15 protein-coding genes are annotated in these 19900 nt (G+C 35.4%); 5 read left to right on the top strand and 10 right to left on the bottom strand.

The window, feature by feature from the left end; all coding sequences use genetic code 11:
• Positions 1-4: 4 nt before the first annotated feature.
• The 6 genes from Q0L29_RS14615 to Q0L29_RS14590 all read right to left on the bottom strand — a co-directional run bounded on the left by Q0L29_RS14615 (position 5) and on the right by Q0L29_RS14590 (position 7795).
• Positions 5-1504, bottom strand: coding sequence for a SusD/RagB family nutrient-binding outer membrane lipoprotein (locus Q0L29_RS14615; protein WP_296622858.1), 1500 nt, complete (start codon positions 1502-1504; stop codon positions 5-7).
• An 11-nt stretch (positions 1505-1515) separates the two neighbouring features.
• Positions 1516-4830 (bottom strand): SusC/RagA family TonB-linked outer membrane protein, encoded by a 3315-nt coding sequence (locus Q0L29_RS14610; RefSeq protein ID WP_296622857.1) that lies wholly within the window; start codon positions 4828-4830, stop codon positions 1516-1518.
• A gap of 263 nt (positions 4831-5093) precedes the next feature.
• Entirely contained in the window at positions 5094-5780 is a 687-nt protein-coding gene (locus Q0L29_RS14605; protein ID WP_296622855.1) for a DUF6048 family protein, read from the bottom strand.
• Positions 5767-6402 carry a hypothetical protein gene (locus Q0L29_RS14600; protein ID WP_296622854.1) on the bottom strand — a complete coding sequence of 212 codons (636 nt, stop codon included), beginning with the start codon at positions 6400-6402 and terminating at the stop codon, positions 5767-5769. The genes Q0L29_RS14605 and Q0L29_RS14600 overlap by 14 nt, the downstream gene beginning before the upstream one ends.
• 46 nt (positions 6403-6448) lie before the next feature.
• Complete coding sequence (locus Q0L29_RS14595; protein ID WP_296622852.1) at positions 6449-7108, bottom strand: DUF4159 domain-containing protein; 660 nt, start codon at positions 7106-7108, stop codon at positions 6449-6451.
• 33 nt (positions 7109-7141) lie between these two features.
• On the bottom strand, positions 7142-7795 hold the full coding sequence (locus Q0L29_RS14590) for an HAD family phosphatase (RefSeq protein ID WP_296622850.1): 654 nt from the start codon (positions 7793-7795) through the stop codon (positions 7142-7144).
• Between the two features lie 210 nt (positions 7796-8005).
• Between Q0L29_RS14590 and Q0L29_RS14585 the strand changes: the two genes are divergently transcribed.
• The 3 genes from Q0L29_RS14585 to Q0L29_RS14575 are packed head-to-tail and all read left to right on the top strand — an operon-like array spanning position 8006 to position 11751.
• Complete coding sequence (locus Q0L29_RS14585) at positions 8006-9268, top strand: hypothetical protein (protein ID WP_296622849.1); 1263 nt, start codon at positions 8006-8008, stop codon at positions 9266-9268.
• Positions 9269-9283: 15 nt separating this feature from the next.
• Positions 9284-10897 (top strand): BCCT family transporter, encoded by a 1614-nt coding sequence (locus Q0L29_RS14580; RefSeq protein WP_296622847.1) that lies wholly within the window; start codon positions 9284-9286, stop codon positions 10895-10897.
• Positions 10894-11751, top strand: a complete 858-nt coding sequence (locus Q0L29_RS14575) for a universal stress protein (protein ID WP_296622845.1) — start codon at positions 10894-10896, stop codon at positions 11749-11751. Before Q0L29_RS14580 ends, Q0L29_RS14575 begins: the two co-directional genes overlap by 4 nt.
• A gap of 6 nt (positions 11752-11757) precedes the next feature.
• Here the strand turns inward: Q0L29_RS14575 and dprA are convergent, their stop codons facing one another.
• The 4 genes from dprA to Q0L29_RS14555 form a co-directional block, all read right to left on the bottom strand.
• Positions 11758-12864, bottom strand: coding sequence for a DNA-processing protein DprA (gene dprA / locus Q0L29_RS14570; RefSeq protein ID WP_296622843.1), 1107 nt, complete (start codon positions 12862-12864; stop codon positions 11758-11760).
• A 21-nt stretch (positions 12865-12885) separates the two neighbouring features.
• On the bottom strand, positions 12886-13221 hold the full coding sequence (locus Q0L29_RS14565; protein WP_013455027.1) for a MerR family transcriptional regulator: 336 nt from the start codon (positions 13219-13221) through the stop codon (positions 12886-12888).
• Positions 13222-13326: 105 nt separating this feature from the next.
• Positions 13327-14520, bottom strand: coding sequence for a CapA family protein (locus Q0L29_RS14560; protein ID WP_296622839.1), 1194 nt, complete (start codon positions 14518-14520; stop codon positions 13327-13329).
• Positions 14521-14584: 64 nt separating this feature from the next.
• Positions 14585-15562 carry a M23 family metallopeptidase gene (locus tag Q0L29_RS14555; RefSeq protein WP_296622837.1) on the bottom strand — a complete coding sequence of 326 codons (978 nt, stop codon included), beginning with the start codon at positions 15560-15562 and terminating at the stop codon, positions 14585-14587.
• A gap of 167 nt (positions 15563-15729) precedes the next feature.
• Here Q0L29_RS14555 and alaS point away from each other — a divergent pair, with 167 nt between their 5' ends.
• Together alaS and gatB are read left to right on the top strand one after the other, a co-directional pair.
• The gene (alaS, locus tag Q0L29_RS14550; RefSeq protein WP_296622835.1) at positions 15730-18360 is read left to right on the top strand and encodes an alanine--tRNA ligase; all 2631 of its coding nucleotides are present in this window, start codon (positions 15730-15732) and stop codon (positions 18358-18360) included.
• 4 nt (positions 18361-18364) lie between these two features.
• On the top strand, positions 18365-19828 hold the full coding sequence (gatB, locus tag Q0L29_RS14545) for an Asp-tRNA(Asn)/Glu-tRNA(Gln) amidotransferase subunit GatB (RefSeq protein ID WP_296622833.1): 1464 nt from the start codon (positions 18365-18367) through the stop codon (positions 19826-19828).
• Positions 19829-19900: the final 72 nt, after the last annotated feature.

Below are 19900 nucleotides of genomic sequence, written 5' to 3'. Positions count from 1 at the left end.
TAAATTATTCTACTAACCAAATTGAAGCATTGATATCATTAGAACCACCAAGTTTATCTACTGCGTCATTATAATTGGCAGCATTCAAACTTTGCTCTTGACCTGGATATCTGAATCTCATAGGTAAATTATCATTATTAAGATTGTCACATGGAGCGCTTAAAAAAGGAATTCCATCAAAGCTCATTCCGCTTTCATCATACCATCTTCTTACTTCAAAGAATGGCTCTAGTCCAGTGAAAAATAAAGCTAGCCATTTTTGCTCCCATATATCCGTAATGGCATTATAGGCTACTCCTGAATTGTTATAGTAATCATTAAAATCTGTATATCCATATGGAGCATAGTTCACTTGATAATAATCCATTGAAGCTTCAATACCTGCTTGATAGTGTGTTTCTATATCATCTCCTATCCATCCTTTTGCTGCTGCTTCAGCTAGTAAAAACTCTACCTCAGCATAAGTCATGATAATACCGTCTGCGCTACCAATGTTTAATTCACTTGCTAAGGTTTGTGCAGGGTCATTGAAGTAGGCTGCACCTAATCTAGAACCACTTTTACCACATGATCCTGCTCCATTTACGGCCCCAGAAAATTCAGGATTATTGTAATTGTCATTATCAGGCCTTGCATATCTGGATAGTCTGGGATCTCCATAATTATCCATTATAGATAATGAAGTTGCACTTAAGGCAACTGCATCAAAATCCCCTGTTTTTAATCTTATTAAAGGAAACTCATTAGGAAATGTACTTAAATAATCTAATATGGCATTATCTTCATTAGAAGAGAAAATATCTCCAGCGGCTACTATATTACTAAATTGATTCCCAGCATTACTTATTTTGTCACTGGCAGTCATTAATAATCTTAACCTTAATGAATTAGCAAATTTTTGCCATTTAGAAGCATCTCCTCTGTAAAGAATATCACCTTCTATACTTCCTTTTCCACCAGCTAATAATGTGCTGGCTCTGTCTAATTCAGAAAGTATATCAGCATAGATTTCCTCCTGACTATCATATGAAGGGGTTAAATTATTTTCATCCCCTTTGATAGCTTCAGAGTATGGGATATCGCCATAAGCGTTAGTCAGGTTAGCAAATATCCAGGATCTCAAAACAATAGCGGCACCTTCCTGAAGTTCATTACCTGCTTCTATAGCACCAGTTTCTATTCCTTTTACATCAGTCAAACTTCCATACAATCCTTCCCAGACAAAAGGAAAAGAATTCCAGTTATAGGTATCTACCTCAGTCCGTAAAGTTTTAGAAGTCAATTGACCAACATTATTACCTAATAGAAAGGATGCATTTACTGATGCATTCACACTTTGTCGAATTGCAGAAGGCATCAGCACACTAGGTGCTACTTCTGTTGGCTCGTTTGGATTTTCATTAAATTCTTCAAATTCTTGACAGGAAGAGAAAATAAAAACCCCGATCAATATTAAAATTATTTTTTCGAGTTTCATATCTATAATATTTTTTAAATTCTTCATAAAAAAATGCTTTAGAAGCTTAAGTTAATGTTAACACCATAGCTTCTGGTTGAAGGCAACTGAGTACTTTCAAAACCATTAACGAAAATCCCATTTCTGATAGAATATGTTTCAGGATCTATAGTAGGGACCTTAGAAAATAATAGGAGATTTCTACCTATTAAAGATACTCTAGCACTGCTTAAACCTAGATTTTTAATTAAATCGCTAGGTAAATCATATCCTATTTTGAGCTCCCTAAGCTTAAAATAAGTAGCGTCATGTGTAGCGGCTTCAATATTATCCCTGTTAAAACCATTACCATAATAATTATAGAAATATCCGGTATAATTTGCTCCTCCAATTGGGACTACGACATCATTTTCTACTAGATTTCCATCTCCGTCATATTTCCATCCCGGGCCAACAACCCCGCCTTCTTGCTCTAGCGTATAAACTGGATCACCATTAGCATCATATGACACAGAATAAACCGTTCTACCATCTAAAGAAGATAATGGTAAATTTGGATCATTATTGTTGGTAATCGCTCCGCCAGTATTGTAAAGTGCGTGAGATCTATTGTAGATTTTACCACCAATTTGTCCGTCAAAAAGGAAACTGAAATTTAATCTCTTATACTGGAATGAATTATTGATACCTAACCTTAAATCTGGTTGATAACTTCCTGCGGAAACTTTTTCTTCAGTATGAAGTGGAAGTCCATTCTCATGAATAACTCTGCCATCAGGGCCTCTTTGAAAACCTAAGCCATAAAGTTGGCCTAATAGTTTTCCTTCTTCAGCCACATACTCGAGATCAGCTCCTCCATCACCAGGGAACATGTCAGCCACTATAGAATATCTTCCACTTTCGATTACATCAGGCAGCGATTCTACTATTGCTCTGTTTCTCCCTGCATTCAAAGTAACATCCCAGCTAAAATCACCGTCTTCAATAACTCTTGCAGCTAAAGTTAATTCTAATCCAGAATTTCTAATTTCACCACCATTGGTCAAGTTAAAGTCGTATCCGCTTGTTCTTGCAACTGGTAAGCGAATAACCTGATTGAAACTCAGCATATTATAATATGTGAAATCTACTCTATATCGTCCCTTAGCTAACCTTGCATCTAAACCAACTTCTGTTGCACGAGTACGCTCGTTGCTCAAATTAGGATCGGCTATTGTTCTACTTGTTGTAAAGGCAGCCTGTCCACCATAAGCTGCTTGCGGAGTGTAAGTATTTCCAAATGCATAAGGAGGCGCACCGTTCCCAACCTCAGCATAAGAACCTTTCAGTTTAATAAATGAAAAAGGTTGTGGTATTTCAAATAAATCAGATAAAACAGCACTCATCGCAACTGAAGGATAGCCAAAGCTATAACTAGAGTTTTCTATACCTCTGATGGGACTTACCAATGTGCTATTCCAATCATTTCTATAGGAAGCATCTAAGAATATACTATTAAGATAACTTAGCGTAAATGTTCCAAACAAGCTATTAATACCTGTTTTGGTTTTTTGAGATTCTACCAAAACACCTGATCTTGCATTTGTTAAAGAATAAATGCTTGGCCCTGTACCAAAAACCTCAAGTTGAGGGTTGTTGGCTATTAAATTATCAGCTTCCTGCCTCATAATATTACCCCCGATTTTCACATCAAAATCAAAATCAGAGTAATTGTCAACATCCGTATGATAGCCCACTAAAAACTCTGCATTTGTTTCGTAGAATGAGATTTCATCTTCTCTGTAGCTACCTAACAAAACGCCTTTTGTTGATGGTGCTCTTCTGAATTGTCGTCCTTCATTTAAAACATCAGCTCCGTATCTGAATCTTGCACTAAAGTTTTTATTGAATTCATATTCTAATTTAGTATTGGAAATAAATCTGCTACTTTGAAATGAATTTGTATTCTCATTGGCAATTAAATATGGGTTATTTCCCCATAAATTTTCAACATAACGCTGTCTGATACCCTCTTGCCCAGGTACCCAATATTGTTTCAAATCATTAATTTCCACTTGTCTTGGATACCATAACCATCCATACATTACGGAAGAAGATTCATCATATCCTGCATTTGGAATATTTCCTGAACCTGAATTTACATACATTACATTCACACGGGCTTTCAGTTTGTCATCCAAAAACCTTCGGCCAATGCTCATTTGAATAGTATTCCTCTGCAAGTTTGTGTTAGGCACTATTCCTTCATTACTTAAATTCGTGTAAGAAATTCTAGAGTCACCATTTTCTGTACTGTTGTTAAGGGCTATATTATTTATTGAGGTAAACCCTGTGCGAAAAAAGTTTCTTATATTATTCGGAGCTGGAGTAAATGGTACAGCTTCACCGTCTGAATTAAATTGTTTAATATTTTGACCATTCATTTCTGGTCCCCAATTCTCTCCATAAGCTTCGTAATATTCATTGTCGCCTATATAATTAGAGCCATCCAGATAGCTGTATTTACCGCCACCACCAAAACCGTATTTATTTTGATAATCCGGTAATTTCAAGACACTTTCGAACATATTACTGGAATTAACCTCTACACCCCATTCTCCGTCTGCATCCGCACCGGTTTTTGTTTCTATCAATATAACGCCATCTGCAGCTCTTGAGCCATATAAAGCAGATGCTGCTGGGCCTTTCAATACATTGATTGATTGAATGTCATCGGAATTTACAATTTGCGATGCATTACCAAAATCTATGGTAGTCGAACCATTTAAACCATCATCAAAACTGTAAAGGTCATTTGTGATTGGCATTCCATTTACGACATAAAGTGGTTGGTTATTACCTAATAAAGAGGAAGTACCCCTTATATTAACATTTGCAGAAGCTGTAGGTCCACTACTACTTCCCGTAATATAAACACCTGATAGTTTGCCAGCTAAAGCATTCATGGGATTGCTAGCTTTTACGTCAGAAACCTCTCTGCCACTAATTTGCTGAACAGAATAACCTAATGCTTTTTGTTCTCTTTCAACTCCCAATGCAGTGACTACAACTTCACCTAGTTGCTGAATATCTTCTTTTAGCACAACATTGATTTTTGATTTAGAACCCACTTTAACTTGTTTCTTTTTATATCCAATCGCACTAAAAACAAGCGTTGCCTGTTGATTCTTGACCTCGATTTTATAATTACCTTCGAAATCAGTTACAGTCCCATTTTGAGTTCCTTTGATAAGAACTGTTGCTCCCGGGATTCCTGATCCTGAAGCCTCCGTTACACTACCACTTACCACACGATCTTGTGCATGTAAGTTTTCATAAGTTAGAATTGAAAGGGTAAAACAGAATAATAATACCCGTAAGTAGATTTTCTTCATAGTTAATTAGCATTTAGATTAAAAGATTAATTTTCTTGCTTATTGACTAATTGGAATGCAAAGCTATTTATAAAAATAGAGCATTAAAAAGAGCCTCGGATTATTGATGAGGTTGAAATCATCTGGAATTTCCGTATAGGAATTAACCCGAAAATTTGCTATTAAGGTGCAAATATAAATTCATAACAATGATAAAACAAAGTTGTTTTAATATATAAGCCTATAAATAGGGAAGTGAAATAATGTGTATACAGAGCGTTTGGCTAAAAAACAGGAATTCTGAATTTAATATAAAGATTGAATTCAGGATTTAGTTTGATGTTGGTCTGTCCATATCCAGGGATGTTTTTGACTTCAAAATCATCGAAATTAGTGTACTCCTGAAGTGATTTCAAACGGAATTTTAAACCTATAGATATAATATCTGGAATATCTTTTCTACCAATTTTTCTTACTTTTTTCTCGGAGGTTAAAACAAATTCATACCAAGTGGCACTGAGGTTTTCCCGATTGAGTTGACCTGTTTCATTCTCAAAAATAGGATTTCCAATCTCATAAGCTATATTTTCACTAAATGAAGATTGTCCATACCTTAATCCTAAAAAAAGAAAGTTATTAGGGACTACAGTGAAATGATAATCCAAACCTATTCTATAATAATCTCCTTCTGATTTATATTCGGCATTTTTATAGGCTTCCTCAGGAGTGAGAGTTGCAATTCCATATTCGCCTATAACTGAAACCTTATCTAATATTCTGAAATTAATAGCGCCTTCCCATTTTTCACTTTCATCAGTTAATAAGGTATGGAGCTTCAAATAGTCAAAAGCAATACCAATACTTAAATTTTGAGCTTTTTCATTTCTCATTGCTGTTGAATCTTGGCTATAAGCTTGATTCACCATCATCGACAAAAATAAAAACAGATATAATAATTTATATTTCAACATAAATTTCAAGCGAATTACTTGTACATTCAGATATGGGTTTGCAACCAAAAGGCCCCCTTAGAGAATCAAATTGATGGTCAATTACTGTTAGGTTTTTTGCAGATTTAGTAATCTTACTATTTATTGTTGTGTCTTTTAGTTGGTATTGTATTTTTAGATACTGGATAGAGTCAGCAAATTCTATTTTAATAGCATAATCCGATTCGGTTTGATTGGTATTTATAGGGATTTTAAATTTCCGTAAACTATCACCTCCATTTTGGTTTTCGAATAAATTCGTTTTCCCGTTAATTGATTCAATACTAATAGTTTTATTGTTAGTGGTCTTAATCAAGGCATTGATGAAAGCTAAGGAATCTGTCTTTATTGCTTTTAAACTATTTAAAGAATCAACCACAGGAGCATTTTCAGGATTGTCTAATGCACTATTTACTGCTTTAATTTCTCTGTCTAGCCTTGTTTTATACTGTTTTAAAGTATCTAAAGATGTTTTATTTAAAATACTTAAATTAAAATAAGGATATGCATTTTCAGGCCCACAATCATCGCATGGCTCACAGGCCCAGAATAGGGCTAAACCAATAATGACAGTAATAAAATATTTGATGGCAGTTTGAATCATGACTGCAAAATTAAACTTTCTAATTGATTTATAGTACGCTTTTGTTTTAATCCTGAGTGAAAGCAAAGCTGATAATATTAGCTCCCATTTTTAATGCTTTTAATCTTACTGATTCTGGGTCTTTATGGATGCTTTGGTCTTCCCATCCATTTCCCAAATCACTTTCATAGGAATAATAACAGACTACTCTCCCTTCATAAATAATGCCAAAACCTTGAGCTGGTTTCCCGTCATGTTCATGTATTTTTGGCAAGCCGTCTTTAAAATTGAATTTCTGATGATAAAGGGGGTGATCAAACGGGATTTCCACGAAATCTTTTTCAGGAAACACTTTTTTCATTTCAAATCTAATGAATTGGTCTAAACCGTAATTATCATCAATATGTAAAAAGCCGCCTGAAATCAGATAATTTCTTAGATTTTGAGCCTCATCATCCGAAAAAACTACATTTCCGTGTCCGGTCATATAAACATAAGGATATTGATAAATTTCCTTACTGCCTACTTCTACTACATAATCTTTATTATCCATTGGCACTTTTAATTCTTGCTCGCAAAACTCAATTAAATTTGGAAGAGCTGTTTTGTTAGCGTACCAATCTCCACCTCCATTATATTTTAACTTCGCTATTTTAACTTGCTGAGAATAAGCAGAATAAAAAGTTAGTAATAAGAGTGTAAATATGATTGAGGTATATTTTTTCATTTATATGGTCCTGATTCTTGTTTACTATAATACTTAAACCGATTTATTTAATTCATGGAAATCTTTGATTTTCATCAACAGTCCATCAGGTAATTCTTCTTTTTTCAAAGATGTATATAAGCCAATTACATCCATACCCGCCCTTTTGGCAGATTGAATACCAGCTAAAGCATCTTCTAATACAACGCAATTTTCAGGAGAAATATTCAGTTCTTCCGCAGCTTTTAAGTAAATCTGGGGGTCTGGTTTTCCTTTAATAACCATAGTACTGTCAATCACTGCATCGAAATATTCTCTAATGTTAAGCCCATCCAATGTGAAATCAGCATTGGCAGTAATGGCAGAGGTGGCAACGGCCATTTTCAATCCTGCTTTTCGGGCTAAAGGTAAAAACTCCATCAAACCTGGGGTAGGAGCTAAATCAGCACTATATAAATCTCTGTAAATCTTTTCTTTTTCTTCTGCTAACCTCATCACTTCTGTATGGTCAGCATTAGGCTTTAAGCCTAAAATTACTTCCTGAATGGTTCTGCCATTATAATGATTTTGAAATTCTTCATCTGTAACATCTTTTCCAAATTGTTTTAGAAACTGCTTGAGTGCTTCAATGTGGTAGGAAATATTGTCGATGATTACACCATCCATATCAAATATGATGGCTTTTTTATTATTGAATATATTATGCATGATTTATTATAGTGAAATACGAAATAAGGTAAAATACATCTAATTACCTTATTATGCGTAAGTTTTATTGGGTTTGTTTAAATATTGCCCTAATTTAAAATTATAAGTAAAAAAACACCTCCAGAACGTAATGCAGATTACATCGGTTTAAACAATTTTATCTTTAGCGCATTACATAAGTAGTGTTTTTTTAAATCTAATAATCATATTATGAAAATTAGATATTTTATTTTGTCCTTTTTAATGTTATCAATATTCTTTGATGCTAATTCTCAAGCTCTGATTGATGATAAAGATACTACTTACATAATTATAGGTGGCGCAGTTAGGTTCAATACCATGTACACCATTTATGAAGGGGAAAGTTTTCCTTTGCCTACTGAAAATAGAAATGGCTTTTTCTGGGATACCTGGAGATTTGAAGCAAAAGGGCAAACTAAAAATATTGGGATTGATTTTGAGTATAGATTTTATCCTGGATTTAATACCCACTTTGTTAAAAAGGCATATTTATTTCATGATTTCTCTGATAATTTACAAATGCAATTAGGAGTGACCCAGGTTCCTTTCGGTGCACTCGAGTTTTCAGGTAATTCATGGTGGTTTCATATGCCCTACTATTTCGGTTTAGAGGATGATTATGATACAGGCCTCAAATTCGAGTGGCAAGGAGAAAGGTGGACTTATCATTTGGCTTATTTCCTTATGGCAGAACCGAGGGGAGTGAGTGAGCCTGGCTATGGCAGTTTTCCCTCCGCCCGTTATTCTTATGACGTCATTCCCGAAGATGGATACAATGGAAATAAAGAAAGAAATCAATTAAATGCCAGAGCTGAATATGAAAAAGGTAAATTCTTAGTGGGCTTTTCTGCTCAATTCGGGGAAATTTATAATTCTACCACCACGAATAGTTTCAACCATTGGGCCACTTCCTTTCACTCTCAATATGCTTTAAAAGAAGAAGCTAAAATTAAATTTCAGTTTACCCATTACGATTATCCAAATAGCTTAGATGATGCTGGGAATCCAGTTGAATATGTAAATATGGGTGCTTATGGTTTTAATACTTATCAAGTTGCCTCAACTGCAAGCACTGTTTCATTAGGATTATCTTATAAATATAGAGTGGATTGGGGGCCCATCTCAAGCCTTACTTTTTATGATGATTATTCATATATGCATAAATATGGAAGCATTGATATTGCAGGAAACAGTTATGAGTTTATTAATTCTCAACAAAACATACTGGGTTTTATGGTAACAGCAGGAAATACCTTCACATTTTTTGATATCGCCTCAGGTATTAATCAACCTTGGTTGAGCGATTCTTTTGGTGGGAATGCATTGAGTAGTGGTAGAGGGCAAAATGTTGGGGAAACAGTGGGAATCACGGAAGAGGGGGCTTTAAATCCACCACTTTCTAATCCTACTATCAACACCCGATTTAATATCAATATTGGTTACTATTTCTAAATGGAAAAGAATACTATGAAGAATAAATTAAGTAAATACTTTGATGTACATAAACCTGTCTTTTGGCCGGCAACTATACTGATTGTAGTTTTCATTACAGTCACTTTAATAGTGGGCGAGCCAATGGAAAAGATTTTTGCTGATATTCAAGAAGGACTTTCCAATTATGTAGGTTGGTTTTTTGTATTGGTAACCAATCTATTTCTAATATTTTGTATCGTAATAGGCTTTAGTAAACTCGGTAAAATTAGATTAGGTGGAAAAGATGCAAAGCCAGAATTTAGCAGAGGCTCCTGGTTTGCCATGCTTTTCAGTGCCGGAATGGGTATTGGTATTATTTTCTGGGGTGTTGCAGAACCGATGAATCATTTCTTAAACCCACCTCAAGATGTAGAGAATCCTCGTGAAGCCGCTTCACAAGCCATGCAATTTAGTTTTCTTCATTGGGGACTGCACGCTTGGGGAATTTACGCATTAGTGGGTTTATCATTAGCCTTTTTTGCATTTTCAAGGAAATTACCACTTACCATTCGTTCTGTTTTCTACCCAATTTTGGGAGACAAAATATATGGTTGGATAGGGGACGTTATAGATGTAATTGCTGTGCTAGCAACATTATTTGGTCTGGCAACTTCTCTTGGATTAGGAGTAAAGCAGGTCAATTCCGGTTTGACTTATCTTTTTGATATACCTGATACAGTCACTACTCAAGTTCTCTTAATTGCAGGGATTACGTTGGTGGCTACAATCTCAGTTTTTTCAGGAATTGATAAAGGAGTGAAGAACCTGAGTGAATTAAATATCAGAATTGGAGCTGTCTTCCTGATTTTTATAATCGCAGTTGGTCCCACTTTATTTATTTTTGATTCCTATATTCAAAACCTAGGGAATTATATCCAGAATTTCTTTAGTATGAGCTTTTGGACTGAATCCTATGCAAAAGAAGGAGAAGGTGGTTGGCAAAACGGCTGGACGGTTTTCTACTGGGCATGGTGGATAAGTTGGTCGCCATTCGTTGGAATGTTTATCGCACGGGTTTCCAAAGGAAGAACAGTAAAAGAATTTATTACTGGGGTTTTATTAGTGCCTACTTTATTGACTTTCTTATGGATGACTGCTTTTGGTGGAACCGGAATCTGGGTTCAGTTAAATGGAATAGCTGATATTGGTCCTGCCATTATTTCAGATGCTTCCACAAGTCTTTTCGTATTGTTAGAACAATTTCCTTTTACAGGTATTGCTTCAGCTGTTGGGGTGATTTTAGTAATTAATTTCTTTGTTACATCATCAGATAGTGGATCTTTGGTAATTGACAGTATAACAGCAGGAGGAAAATTAGATGCTCCTGTTGGTCAAAGAATCTTCTGGGCGGTATCTGAAGGAGCAGTAGCTGCAGTACTGTTAATCGGTGGAGGATTAACTGCTTTGCAAACAGCTGCTATCACCACGGGCCTACCTTTTGCTTTTATACTGATATTAATGATGTTTAGCCTTTACAAAGGACTGATGAAGGAACATGCGCGCAACCTGGCAGAGGCTAAAGAGACAGATTTTGTATCTTATCAAGAAAAGCTGAAAGATGTAATTGGAAAGAGAAGTTCAAAAACAGAGAAAAACATAAAGGAATGAAGAATGTAATCGTATTTATGGATATGTCCAAGATGGACGAAATCGTTTTGAAGCAAGTTAAACAATTAGAAAAAGTCTGGGGCTTTGATGAAATTTGTTTGCTTCATTATGTTGAGATACAGGAACTAACTGATGATTTTTCCACTCAATTCCCAGATTTAGATAGACCTTTGGAAGAAATACTGGAGGAGGAGATTATTGAAAAAGCAACAAATTCGGGCTGGGAGGCAGAGAATTATTCAGTAAAGATTCACTCGAAAGGAGGTAAAGAAGGTTTAACCAATTGGATCAATTCTAGCGATTATAGCCTTTGTGTTTTTGGTAAAAAAGTGATTAATCCGGGTTCTGGTATTTTCGCTTCTAAAATTGCCCGATTGATAGATAAGTCAATTTTATTCACAACAGAAACTTCCCGACCGAATTTTGATAATGTGATGTTATGTGTGGATTTCTCAACATATTCAAAGAAGGCTGTCAAATTCCTCAATCATTTTATCCCTGATTCTGCTTCAAATTTCAGTTTGTTTCATGTGTATAAAGTTCCCGCTGTTTATTTCCCTTTTGTAAAGCAGAAATCTGAAAGGTTAGTAGAAGAGGAAAAGAAAAAAGCTGAAAAAGCCTTAGATCATTTTAGGGAAAAATATACCAAACAGCCTAAATCAAATGCTTGGGTGGAATATAATGATGATCAGCCTTCTGATAAAGTAATCTACAATTATGCCCGAACACATCATGTAGACTTGATTGTGCTTGGAATTAAAGGGAAGTCGGATGATGACGATTTATTGATTGGCTCAGTAGCAGAAAAGCTGATACAGCCCGATAGATATGTTCCGGTTTTATTGGTGCAATAAATTAATTTAAGCTACTAAATACCTTTTACCGGGCAAGGATTTTACAATTCCCTGCATCTCTAAATTTAATAGAATCCCTGCCAATTGATTAAGATTAATCTGGCTTTTAATGCTTAAAATATCAATTGAGAGTTCCTTATTGTTTTGGAGCAAAGTGTTCATCACACTTTGCTCTTCTTCGTTTAAAGAAGATAAGTCCAATACTTTTTGCTTTATAGCGGCTTGATTTTCTAATTCCCAATTCATGATATACAAAACGTCATCAGCAGTTTCTACTAAATGTGCTTTATGCTGCTTAATAAGTTTATTGCATCCTTCTGAATAAGTATCACCTATTCTCCCTGGAAATGCTCCAACTTCTCTGTCATATGAATTAGCTAATTCTGCAGTGATTAAAGCGCCCCCTTTCTTAGCAGCTTCTACTACAATCACCAAATCTGCCATGCCCGCAATAATTCTATTTCTTGCAGGGAAATTAAATGCATCCGGTTTGGCTCCAAAAGCCTGTTCTGATATAATCCCACCATTTTTCTGCATTTCAACAGCAGTGGATCTATGGGCGGAAGGATAAATCACATCTATACCCGAACCCATGACAGCATAAGTTGGAAGTTGATGTTTTAAAGCTGCCCTATGTGCATGAATATCTATTCCATAAGCTAATCCGCTTAAAATAATCGGCTTTAACGGACTGAGTTTTTCAATCATCTCTTCCGTTAGCTTTTTGCCATAAGGAGTAGCATTTCTTGTACCCACTACGGCTACAGTAGGCTGTTTTCTATCGATAGGGAATTGTCCTTTTGTGTAGATAAGTATAGGGGCATCAGGGATTTGCTTTAAGCGAAAAGGGTAATATTTGTCTAAGTAGCTAACGATTTTTACGCCTTGTTTTTCAGCTTTTGCAAATTCTTGCTCGGCATAGTCCGTGATTTCCCTGCTTTTAATATTATCTATGGTTTTTTGACCAATGCCTGGGATTTTTAAAAGCTTTGATTGGGGTAAATCTAAAACAGCCTGAGCAGATCCGCAATGACTTATGAGACTCTTGACTGTGATATTGCCAATTTTGGGGATTAAATGCAGGCTTAAAAGTGCCTTTTCCTCTGCATTCATATGGGGTTGTTTTGGTTGTTGTTATATGTTCTCCTTAATTTCGGTTAAAAAGTTTCTAATATTTCTTAGAGAGTCCAGCATTTCCATTTTGTCACGAACCTCATTGGAATCATTTTTAAGCATATCTTTAGCGCCTTGCAAAGTGAAACCTTTTTCTTTCACCAAGTGATAAATCAATTTTACATTTTCAATATCTTCTTTGGTAAATTGTCTATTGCCCTTTCTGTTTTTCTTAGGTTTGATAATATCAAACTCTCCCTCCCAGAATCGAATCAAAGAGGTAGCAACATCGAATTGTTCGGCTACTTCACCTATGGTGTAGTATTTTTTCTCTATGGTTTTTTCCTTGTATGGCACTGTATATTATATAGATTCTAAAATTAAATTACATAAAAAATATCATTTGGTACTGTATATCAGCCAATTACCACGATTGTATGTGTAATTGTCTAATAGCTCTATTTAAAATTGATCCTGAATATAGCGAATATTCCCTTCTGGGTCAATTAAAATCTTAGATTCTGGAAAATCAGCTTCCGTTAATTCTTTTATTTTTTGTGCAGCTCCATGATTTACATCTATTTCAGGTACCCCAGCACCCTTTTGAACTGCAGAGATAATTTCTCCTTTTACAAAACTTCCATCTTCAGTTATCCAAATTTTTGCAATAGGAGCAAGTCCATTTTCACCTCTCAAATTGAATCTTCCATAAGTGGCGAAATTTCCTAAGCTATAGGCAATAAATCTATTTTTATATACCTCTATTGCTCGGGCTACATGAGGACCATGTCCGAAAATAATATCGGCACCGGCATCTATCATTTCATGAGAAAATTCATAAACATTACCTCTGTTCTCACCATAGAAATATTCTCTTTCACGAGTAACGTGCTGATATTTTTTACCTTCAGCCCCACCATGAAAAGAAACGATGATAATATCTGTTAAACTATCCAAATGTTGAATTAAACCTTTCGCAGCTTCTAAATCATTGATACTTTGAGTGCCGTTATTAGGTGAGAAAGCCACAAAACCATATTTGATTCTATCTTTTTCAAAGATAGTAAATGGCTGAGCCAATTGCCCCGCATGATGGATGCCCAAACTATCTAAAACTCTCATGGTATTCTTTCTGCCAGTATCCCCAAAATCTCCAGCATGATTGTTGGCCAGACTCATCAAATCTATCCCGGCATCCACATAATGTTTGGCTAAATGTTCTGGGCTTCTGAAAATATAGCAAAGACTAGGATCGGAACAGCTTTTCGCTTCTCCGCCTTCATTTAAAATTACACCTTCCTGATTGCCGAAAGTTAAATCAGCATCTCTTAAAATGTGAGCTACGGAAGAGAGCATATATTTTCCTGAATCTGGCGGTAAATAACCTTCATTAGGGAAATTTGTCCCAATCATAATATCTCCAACTCCGATCACGCTAATGGTATCAGGTTTTTTGAGATTAATATTTATAGTGACCTCTTCTTGAGTTGGGATTGTATCTTTAAGAACTATTTGAACACTATCTATTTTTTGTTGTGTGCTGTCAACTTGAGCTTGAGTTTCCTTAGAATCATCCTTTTGCTGCGTTTTTTGCAAAGATTTACAGCCTGAAAGGATGAAAAGAACGATACAAAATGTAAAAAAGGATTTAGTCATTTTTTATGAGGCTAAAAAAAGCAGTCTCTCGACTGCTCTTCAATATGTTAAATGATTTTAATGATTAACCTAGTGATTGATTTTCTCTAGATGATAGTTCTAATAATTTTTCATATTCTTCATCCGAAACATCCTGATAGAAATAATGAACCGGATTGATTGGTTTACCATCTTTATGAATTTCATAGTGCAAGTGAGGTGCAGTAGACGTTCCCGTAGTTCCTACAAAACCAATACAATCTCCTCTTTTTACTTTATCTCCTCTTTTTACATTAAAAGAAGACATATGAGCATATTTGGTTATAAATCCATATCCATGGTCAATCACTACTAATTTACCGAACCCACCAAAAGTACTACTAACTCTAACTACTTCTCCATCTCCTGTAGAGTAAATAGGCGTTCCTCTTGGAGCAGAAAAATCACATCCTTCATGTGGACGAACTACTTTTAGGATTGGGTGCATTCTCATTCCGAAACCGGAAGCCAATCTTTTTAATTCTTTGTTCGGAATAGGTTGAATAGCAGGGATAGAAGCCATCATTTCTTCTTTATTTTCTGCCATTTCCAAAATCTCATCGTAAGATTTTGTTTGAATATACATTTGTTTTTTAACCTTATCCAGTTCTTGCATCATACCCAAAATAAGATTTTCTCTCTCAAGCTCACTTTCAATGATGTTCTTGTAACGCTCAGCTCCACCCACTCCAGCAGATCTGATGCTTGAAGGTATAGGCTCAGCACCCATAATGTTTCTGTAAACTTCATCATCTCTTTCTTGTAGAGATGATAAAACCTTTTGAACATTATTAACCTCATTTTCCATCATATCATAATAGAATTTCAGTTCTTTATTTTCCTTTTTCAGTTGAGCCTCCTTCGGAGAGTCAAAATATGAATTGTAAACAATGATTAAGCCGACAGCCAAAATCAGAGATACAGACAAAAAGCCCAATAAATTTAAAAATATGTCCCACTTTGAAACCTTTACTCGCTCATATCTGCAAGTTTCGGTGTCGTAATAGTATTTAATTCTTGCCATTCCGTTTTAGACTAGTTAAAAACTTCTAATTTTGTGTTCGGATTCTTTAATCCGCAAAATTGCATAAAGGTTCATCAAAAATCAAATTTTTTGATAAATCTCATTGATAAAGGCAAATATAAGTAATTATTTTTAAAGTAAAACATTAAATACAAATACTTTACTCCATGACTTCCAGCGAGATACGTAAAAAGTTCTTGAATTACTTTCAAGAAAAACAGCACAAAATAGTGCCTTCAGCGCCTATGGTAATCAAAGATGACCCTACTTTGATGTTCACCAATGCAGGTATGAATCAGTTTAAGGATTATTTTTTAGGTAATAAAAAAGCTGAAGCCACTCGAGTTACTGATACTCAGAAATGCCTGCGCGTTTCTGGTAAGCACAACGATTTGGAAGAAGTAGGGCACGATACCTACCATCATACCATGTTTGAAATGCTTGGAAACTGGTCTTTTGGAGATTATTTCAAAAAAGAAGCCATTGAATGGTCTTGGGAATTGTTGACTGAGGTTTACAAATTACCGAAAGAAAGATTGTACGTAACCGTTTTTGAAGGAGATAAAGCAGACAATATTCCATTCGACCAGGAAGCTTATGATTTCTGGAAAGGACATATAGATGAAAGCCGAATTTTAAAAGGTGATAAAAAAGATAATTTCTGGGAAATGGGAGATACAGGACCCTGCGGGCCTGCTTCTGAAATTCATGTTGACTTAAGAGATGATGCAGATATTGCTAAAATTCCTGGAAAGGATTTAGTAAATAATGACCATCCATTAGTTGTGGAAATCTGGAATTTGGTATTTATCCAGTTTAATAGAAAAGCTGATGGAAGTCTGCATGCATTGCCGGCCAAGCATATTGATACAGGTATGGGCTTTGAACGTATTTGCATGGCGGTTCAAAATAAAAAATCTAATTATGATACGGATGTTTTTACTCCTTTATTAGATGAGGTAGCTAAAATTTCTGGTAAAAAATATGGGGAGCTAAGTAAAATTGATATTGCTTTCCGAGTGATAGTTGATCATATCAGAGCAATTTCCCTTTCTATTTCTGATGGACAATTGCCTTCCAATAACAAAGCAGGCTATGTAATCAGAAGGATTTTAAGAAGAGCAGTCCGCTATGGCTATACCTTCCTAGATTTGAAAGAGCCTTTCCTTTTTAAATTGGTTTCGATTTTAGCTAAGCAGTTTGAGGAAGTATTCCCTGAATTAAAAGCTCAGCAAGAATTAGTAGAGAAAGTTATTAAAGAAGAAGAAACAGCTTTCTTGAGAACTTTGGAAAATGGATTGAAAAGATTAGACAGCATTAATGTTGAGTTGTCTGATAATCAAAATACCACCATTCCTGGCGCAGTTGCTTTTGAATTGTATGATACTTATGGTTTTCCACTGGATTTAACTGCATTGATTGCGAAAGAAAATGGCTTAACTGTAGATGAAAGAGGCTTTGAGCAGGAAATGACTAAGCAAAAAGACCGTTCAAAATCTGCAGCCAAAATGGAAACTGGAGATTGGCAGATTGTGAGTGAGGGAAGTGACGTGGAATTTGTCGGTTATGATGAAATAAAAGCAGAAACTAAAATCTTGCGTTATCGCTCAGTTAAAAATAAGAATAAGGAGCAAATCCAATTGGTATTAGATAAAACGCCTTTTTATGCTGAAAGTGGTGGGCAAATAGGAGACATAGGTATTTTGAAAATTGGCGATGAAACCATCAAGGTTTTGGATACTAAGAAAGAAAATGATTTGATTGTCCATTTTGTAGATAAAATTCCTGCAAAATTGGAAGCTCCGGTTTATGCTGAAATTGATAATGACAGAAGAAGAAAAATTGTATATAATCATTCAGCCACTCACCTTTTACATGCTGCCTTACGAGAAGTTTTAGGGGATCATGTGCAACAAAAAGGATCTTTGGTTTCTGATAAATTATTGCGATTTGATTTTTCTCATTTTTCAAAAATGACGGATGAAGAAATCTTGAAAGTAGAACGCAGGGTAAATGAAAAAATCAGAGAAAACATTCCTCAGAAAGAGGAAAGAAATATTCCAATAGAAGAAGCTAAATCAAAGGGAGCTATGGCGCTGTTTGGTGAGAAATATGGTGATAGTGTAAGAATGATAACCTTTGACCCGAATTATTCTGTAGAGCTTTGCGGTGGAGTGCATGTACCGGCTACAGGAAACATCGGTCAGTTTAAAATCACTACTGAAACCTCAGTTGCAGCTGGAATTAGAAGAATCGAAGCAGTAACAGGAGAAAAGGCAGAAGAGTATCATTTGAATCAGGAAGCGATTTTAAAACAGGTTAATGCTTTATTGAAAAGCCCAAAAGATTTAGCTCAGGCTATAGAGCAGTTGATGAAAGAAAAAAATGAACTGCAAAAGTCCTTGGAAAAAGAACAATCAAAACAAGCAGGTCAGCTGAAAGATAAATTGATTAAAAATGCTGAAAAGCACAATGATATTACGGTCATCATCAGCGAAATCACTTTACCCAATGCAGATGCTTTGAAGAAATTATCCTTCGAACTGAAAAATGAAGTGGATTCATTATTTGCTGTTTTAGCTTGTAATGTGGATGGAAAACCGCAAATTTCAGTAGTGGTTTCTGAAAATCTGGTTGAAAGTAAAGATTTGAATGCTGGAAAAATAATCAGAGATTTAGCAAAGAATATTCAAGGTGGAGGCGGAGGACAAGCCTTTTTTGCCACAGCTGGTGGTAAAAAACTGGAAGGTTTGCCTGATGTGGTAACACAAGCTAAAGCTATGGCAAGCGAAATATAAGATTATGCCTTTGGAACAATCCATAAGAAATAAATATACAGTAGTAATTGGACTTGAAGTTCATGCGCAGTTGTTGACGGAAAGTAAGTTATTCTGTTCAGATTCAACTGCTTTTGGAGCAAGTGCCAATACCCATATTAGTTCAATTTCTTTGGGGCATCCGGGTACTTTGCCGATGCTTAATAAGAAAGCAGTGGATTATGCCATAAAAATGGGATTGGCATGTGACTGTAGTATTACCGAAGAAAATATTTTTGCCAGAAAAAACTATTTCTATCCGGATTTACCGAAAGGATATCAAGTTACACAAGATAAAGCACCTATTTGCGTAGGCGGTAAAGTTTGGATTAAGCCTAAGGGAGAAACAGAAGAAAAAACGATTACCTTGAATCGAATCCATATGGAGGAAGATGCAGGGAAATCTATTCATACAGAGGATGAAAATGACACCTTAGTTGATTATAATCGAGCAGGAGTTCCTTTAATTGAAATAGTAACTGAGCCTGACTTACGCAGTGCTGATGAAGCTTATGCCTTTTTAACAGAGGTTAGAAAGCTGGTGAGATATCTCGAAATCTGTGATGGTAATATGGAAGAGGGATCACTTCGGTGCGATGCTAATATCTCTGTGATGCTTAAAGATGCCCAGGAATACGGTAGCAAAGTTGAGGTTAAAAATATGAACTCTATCCGGAATGTACACAGGGCCATAGAATATGAAGCTGAACGTTTGATTCAATTAACTGAGAAAGGGGATACTATCATTTCTGAAACCCGTGATTTTGATGCTTCTACTGGTACAACTTCTAGCTTGAGAACAAAGGAAGAACTAAATGATTATCGTTATTTCCCTGAGCCGGATTTATCTCCTTTAATAGTAGATGAGGCTTGGGTTCAAAAGGTAAAAAACGAAATGCCAGCTTTACCTAGAGAGTTAGCTCAAAAATTCACTCAAGAATACGGATTACCGGAATATGATGCCCAGGTTTTAACTGATACCAAAGCCATAGCTTTATATTTTGATGCACTTTGCCAAGAGACTGAAAATTATAAATCAGCATCTAATTGGATAATGGGGACGGTCAAATCTTGCCTGAATGATAAAAATTTAGATATCAATGATTTTCCGATTTTACCCAAGCAATTAGCTGGATTGATTCAGTTAGTGGATGGAGGTAAAGTGAGCAATACCATTGCCAATCAGCAAATATTTGTTAAAATGCTGGAAAATAGGGGTTCTGAAGCAGAAACTATTGCAATTGAAGCGAACCTAATACAAGAAAGTTCGTCTGAGAATATTCAGCCAATAATTGATGAAGTTATAAACGATATGGCTGATAAAGTAAAAGAATATAAATCCGGAAGAAAAGGATTAATAGGATTATTCGTTGGGGAAGTCATGAAACGTAGCAGTGGAAAGGCCGACCCCAAAAAAACTAATGAATTATTAAAACAAACTTTAAAATAGATTATGAAATCGACATTAAAAATCAACTTCAAATTTTACACCAACTGAAGGTGAATTTTTAATCAAAGATTC

Source organism: Marivirga sp. (assembly GCF_024636815.1).
Classification (GTDB): Bacteria; Bacteroidota; Bacteroidia; order Cytophagales; family Cyclobacteriaceae; genus Marivirga.
This window is presented reverse-complemented; position numbering and strand designations above follow the sequence as displayed.

Coding starts and splice junctions, on each gene's coding strand:
- alaS (WP_296622835.1), top strand. CDS start 15,730: ATGACTTCCAGCGAGATACGTAAAAAGTTCTTGAATTACTTTCAAGAA.
- Q0L29_RS14590 (WP_296622850.1), bottom strand. CDS start 7,795: ATGCATAATATATTCAATAATAAAAAAGCCATCATATTTGATATGGAT.
- Q0L29_RS14585 (WP_296622849.1), top strand. CDS start 8,006: ATGAAAATTAGATATTTTATTTTGTCCTTTTTAATGTTATCAATATTC.
- gatB (WP_296622833.1), top strand. CDS start 18,365: ATGCCTTTGGAACAATCCATAAGAAATAAATATACAGTAGTAATTGGA.
- Q0L29_RS14575 (WP_296622845.1), top strand. CDS start 10,894: ATGAAGAATGTAATCGTATTTATGGATATGTCCAAGATGGACGAAATC.
- dprA (WP_296622843.1), bottom strand. CDS start 12,864: ATGAATGCAGAGGAAAAGGCACTTTTAAGCCTGCATTTAATCCCCAAA.
- Q0L29_RS14610 (WP_296622857.1), bottom strand. CDS start 4,830: ATGAAGAAAATCTACTTACGGGTATTATTATTCTGTTTTACCCTTTCA.
- Q0L29_RS14615 (WP_296622858.1), bottom strand. CDS start 1,504: ATGAAGAATTTAAAAAATATTATAGATATGAAACTCGAAAAAATAATT.
- Q0L29_RS14555 (WP_296622837.1), bottom strand. CDS start 15,562: ATGGCAAGAATTAAATACTATTACGACACCGAAACTTGCAGATATGAG.
- Q0L29_RS14560 (WP_296622839.1), bottom strand. CDS start 14,520: ATGACTAAATCCTTTTTTACATTTTGTATCGTTCTTTTCATCCTTTCA.
- Q0L29_RS14605 (WP_296622855.1), bottom strand. CDS start 5,780: ATGTTGAAATATAAATTATTATATCTGTTTTTATTTTTGTCGATGATG.
- Q0L29_RS14595 (WP_296622852.1), bottom strand. CDS start 7,108: ATGAAAAAATATACCTCAATCATATTTACACTCTTATTACTAACTTTT.
- Q0L29_RS14600 (WP_296622854.1), bottom strand. CDS start 6,402: ATGATTCAAACTGCCATCAAATATTTTATTACTGTCATTATTGGTTTA.
- Q0L29_RS14580 (WP_296622847.1), top strand. CDS start 9,284: ATGAAGAATAAATTAAGTAAATACTTTGATGTACATAAACCTGTCTTT.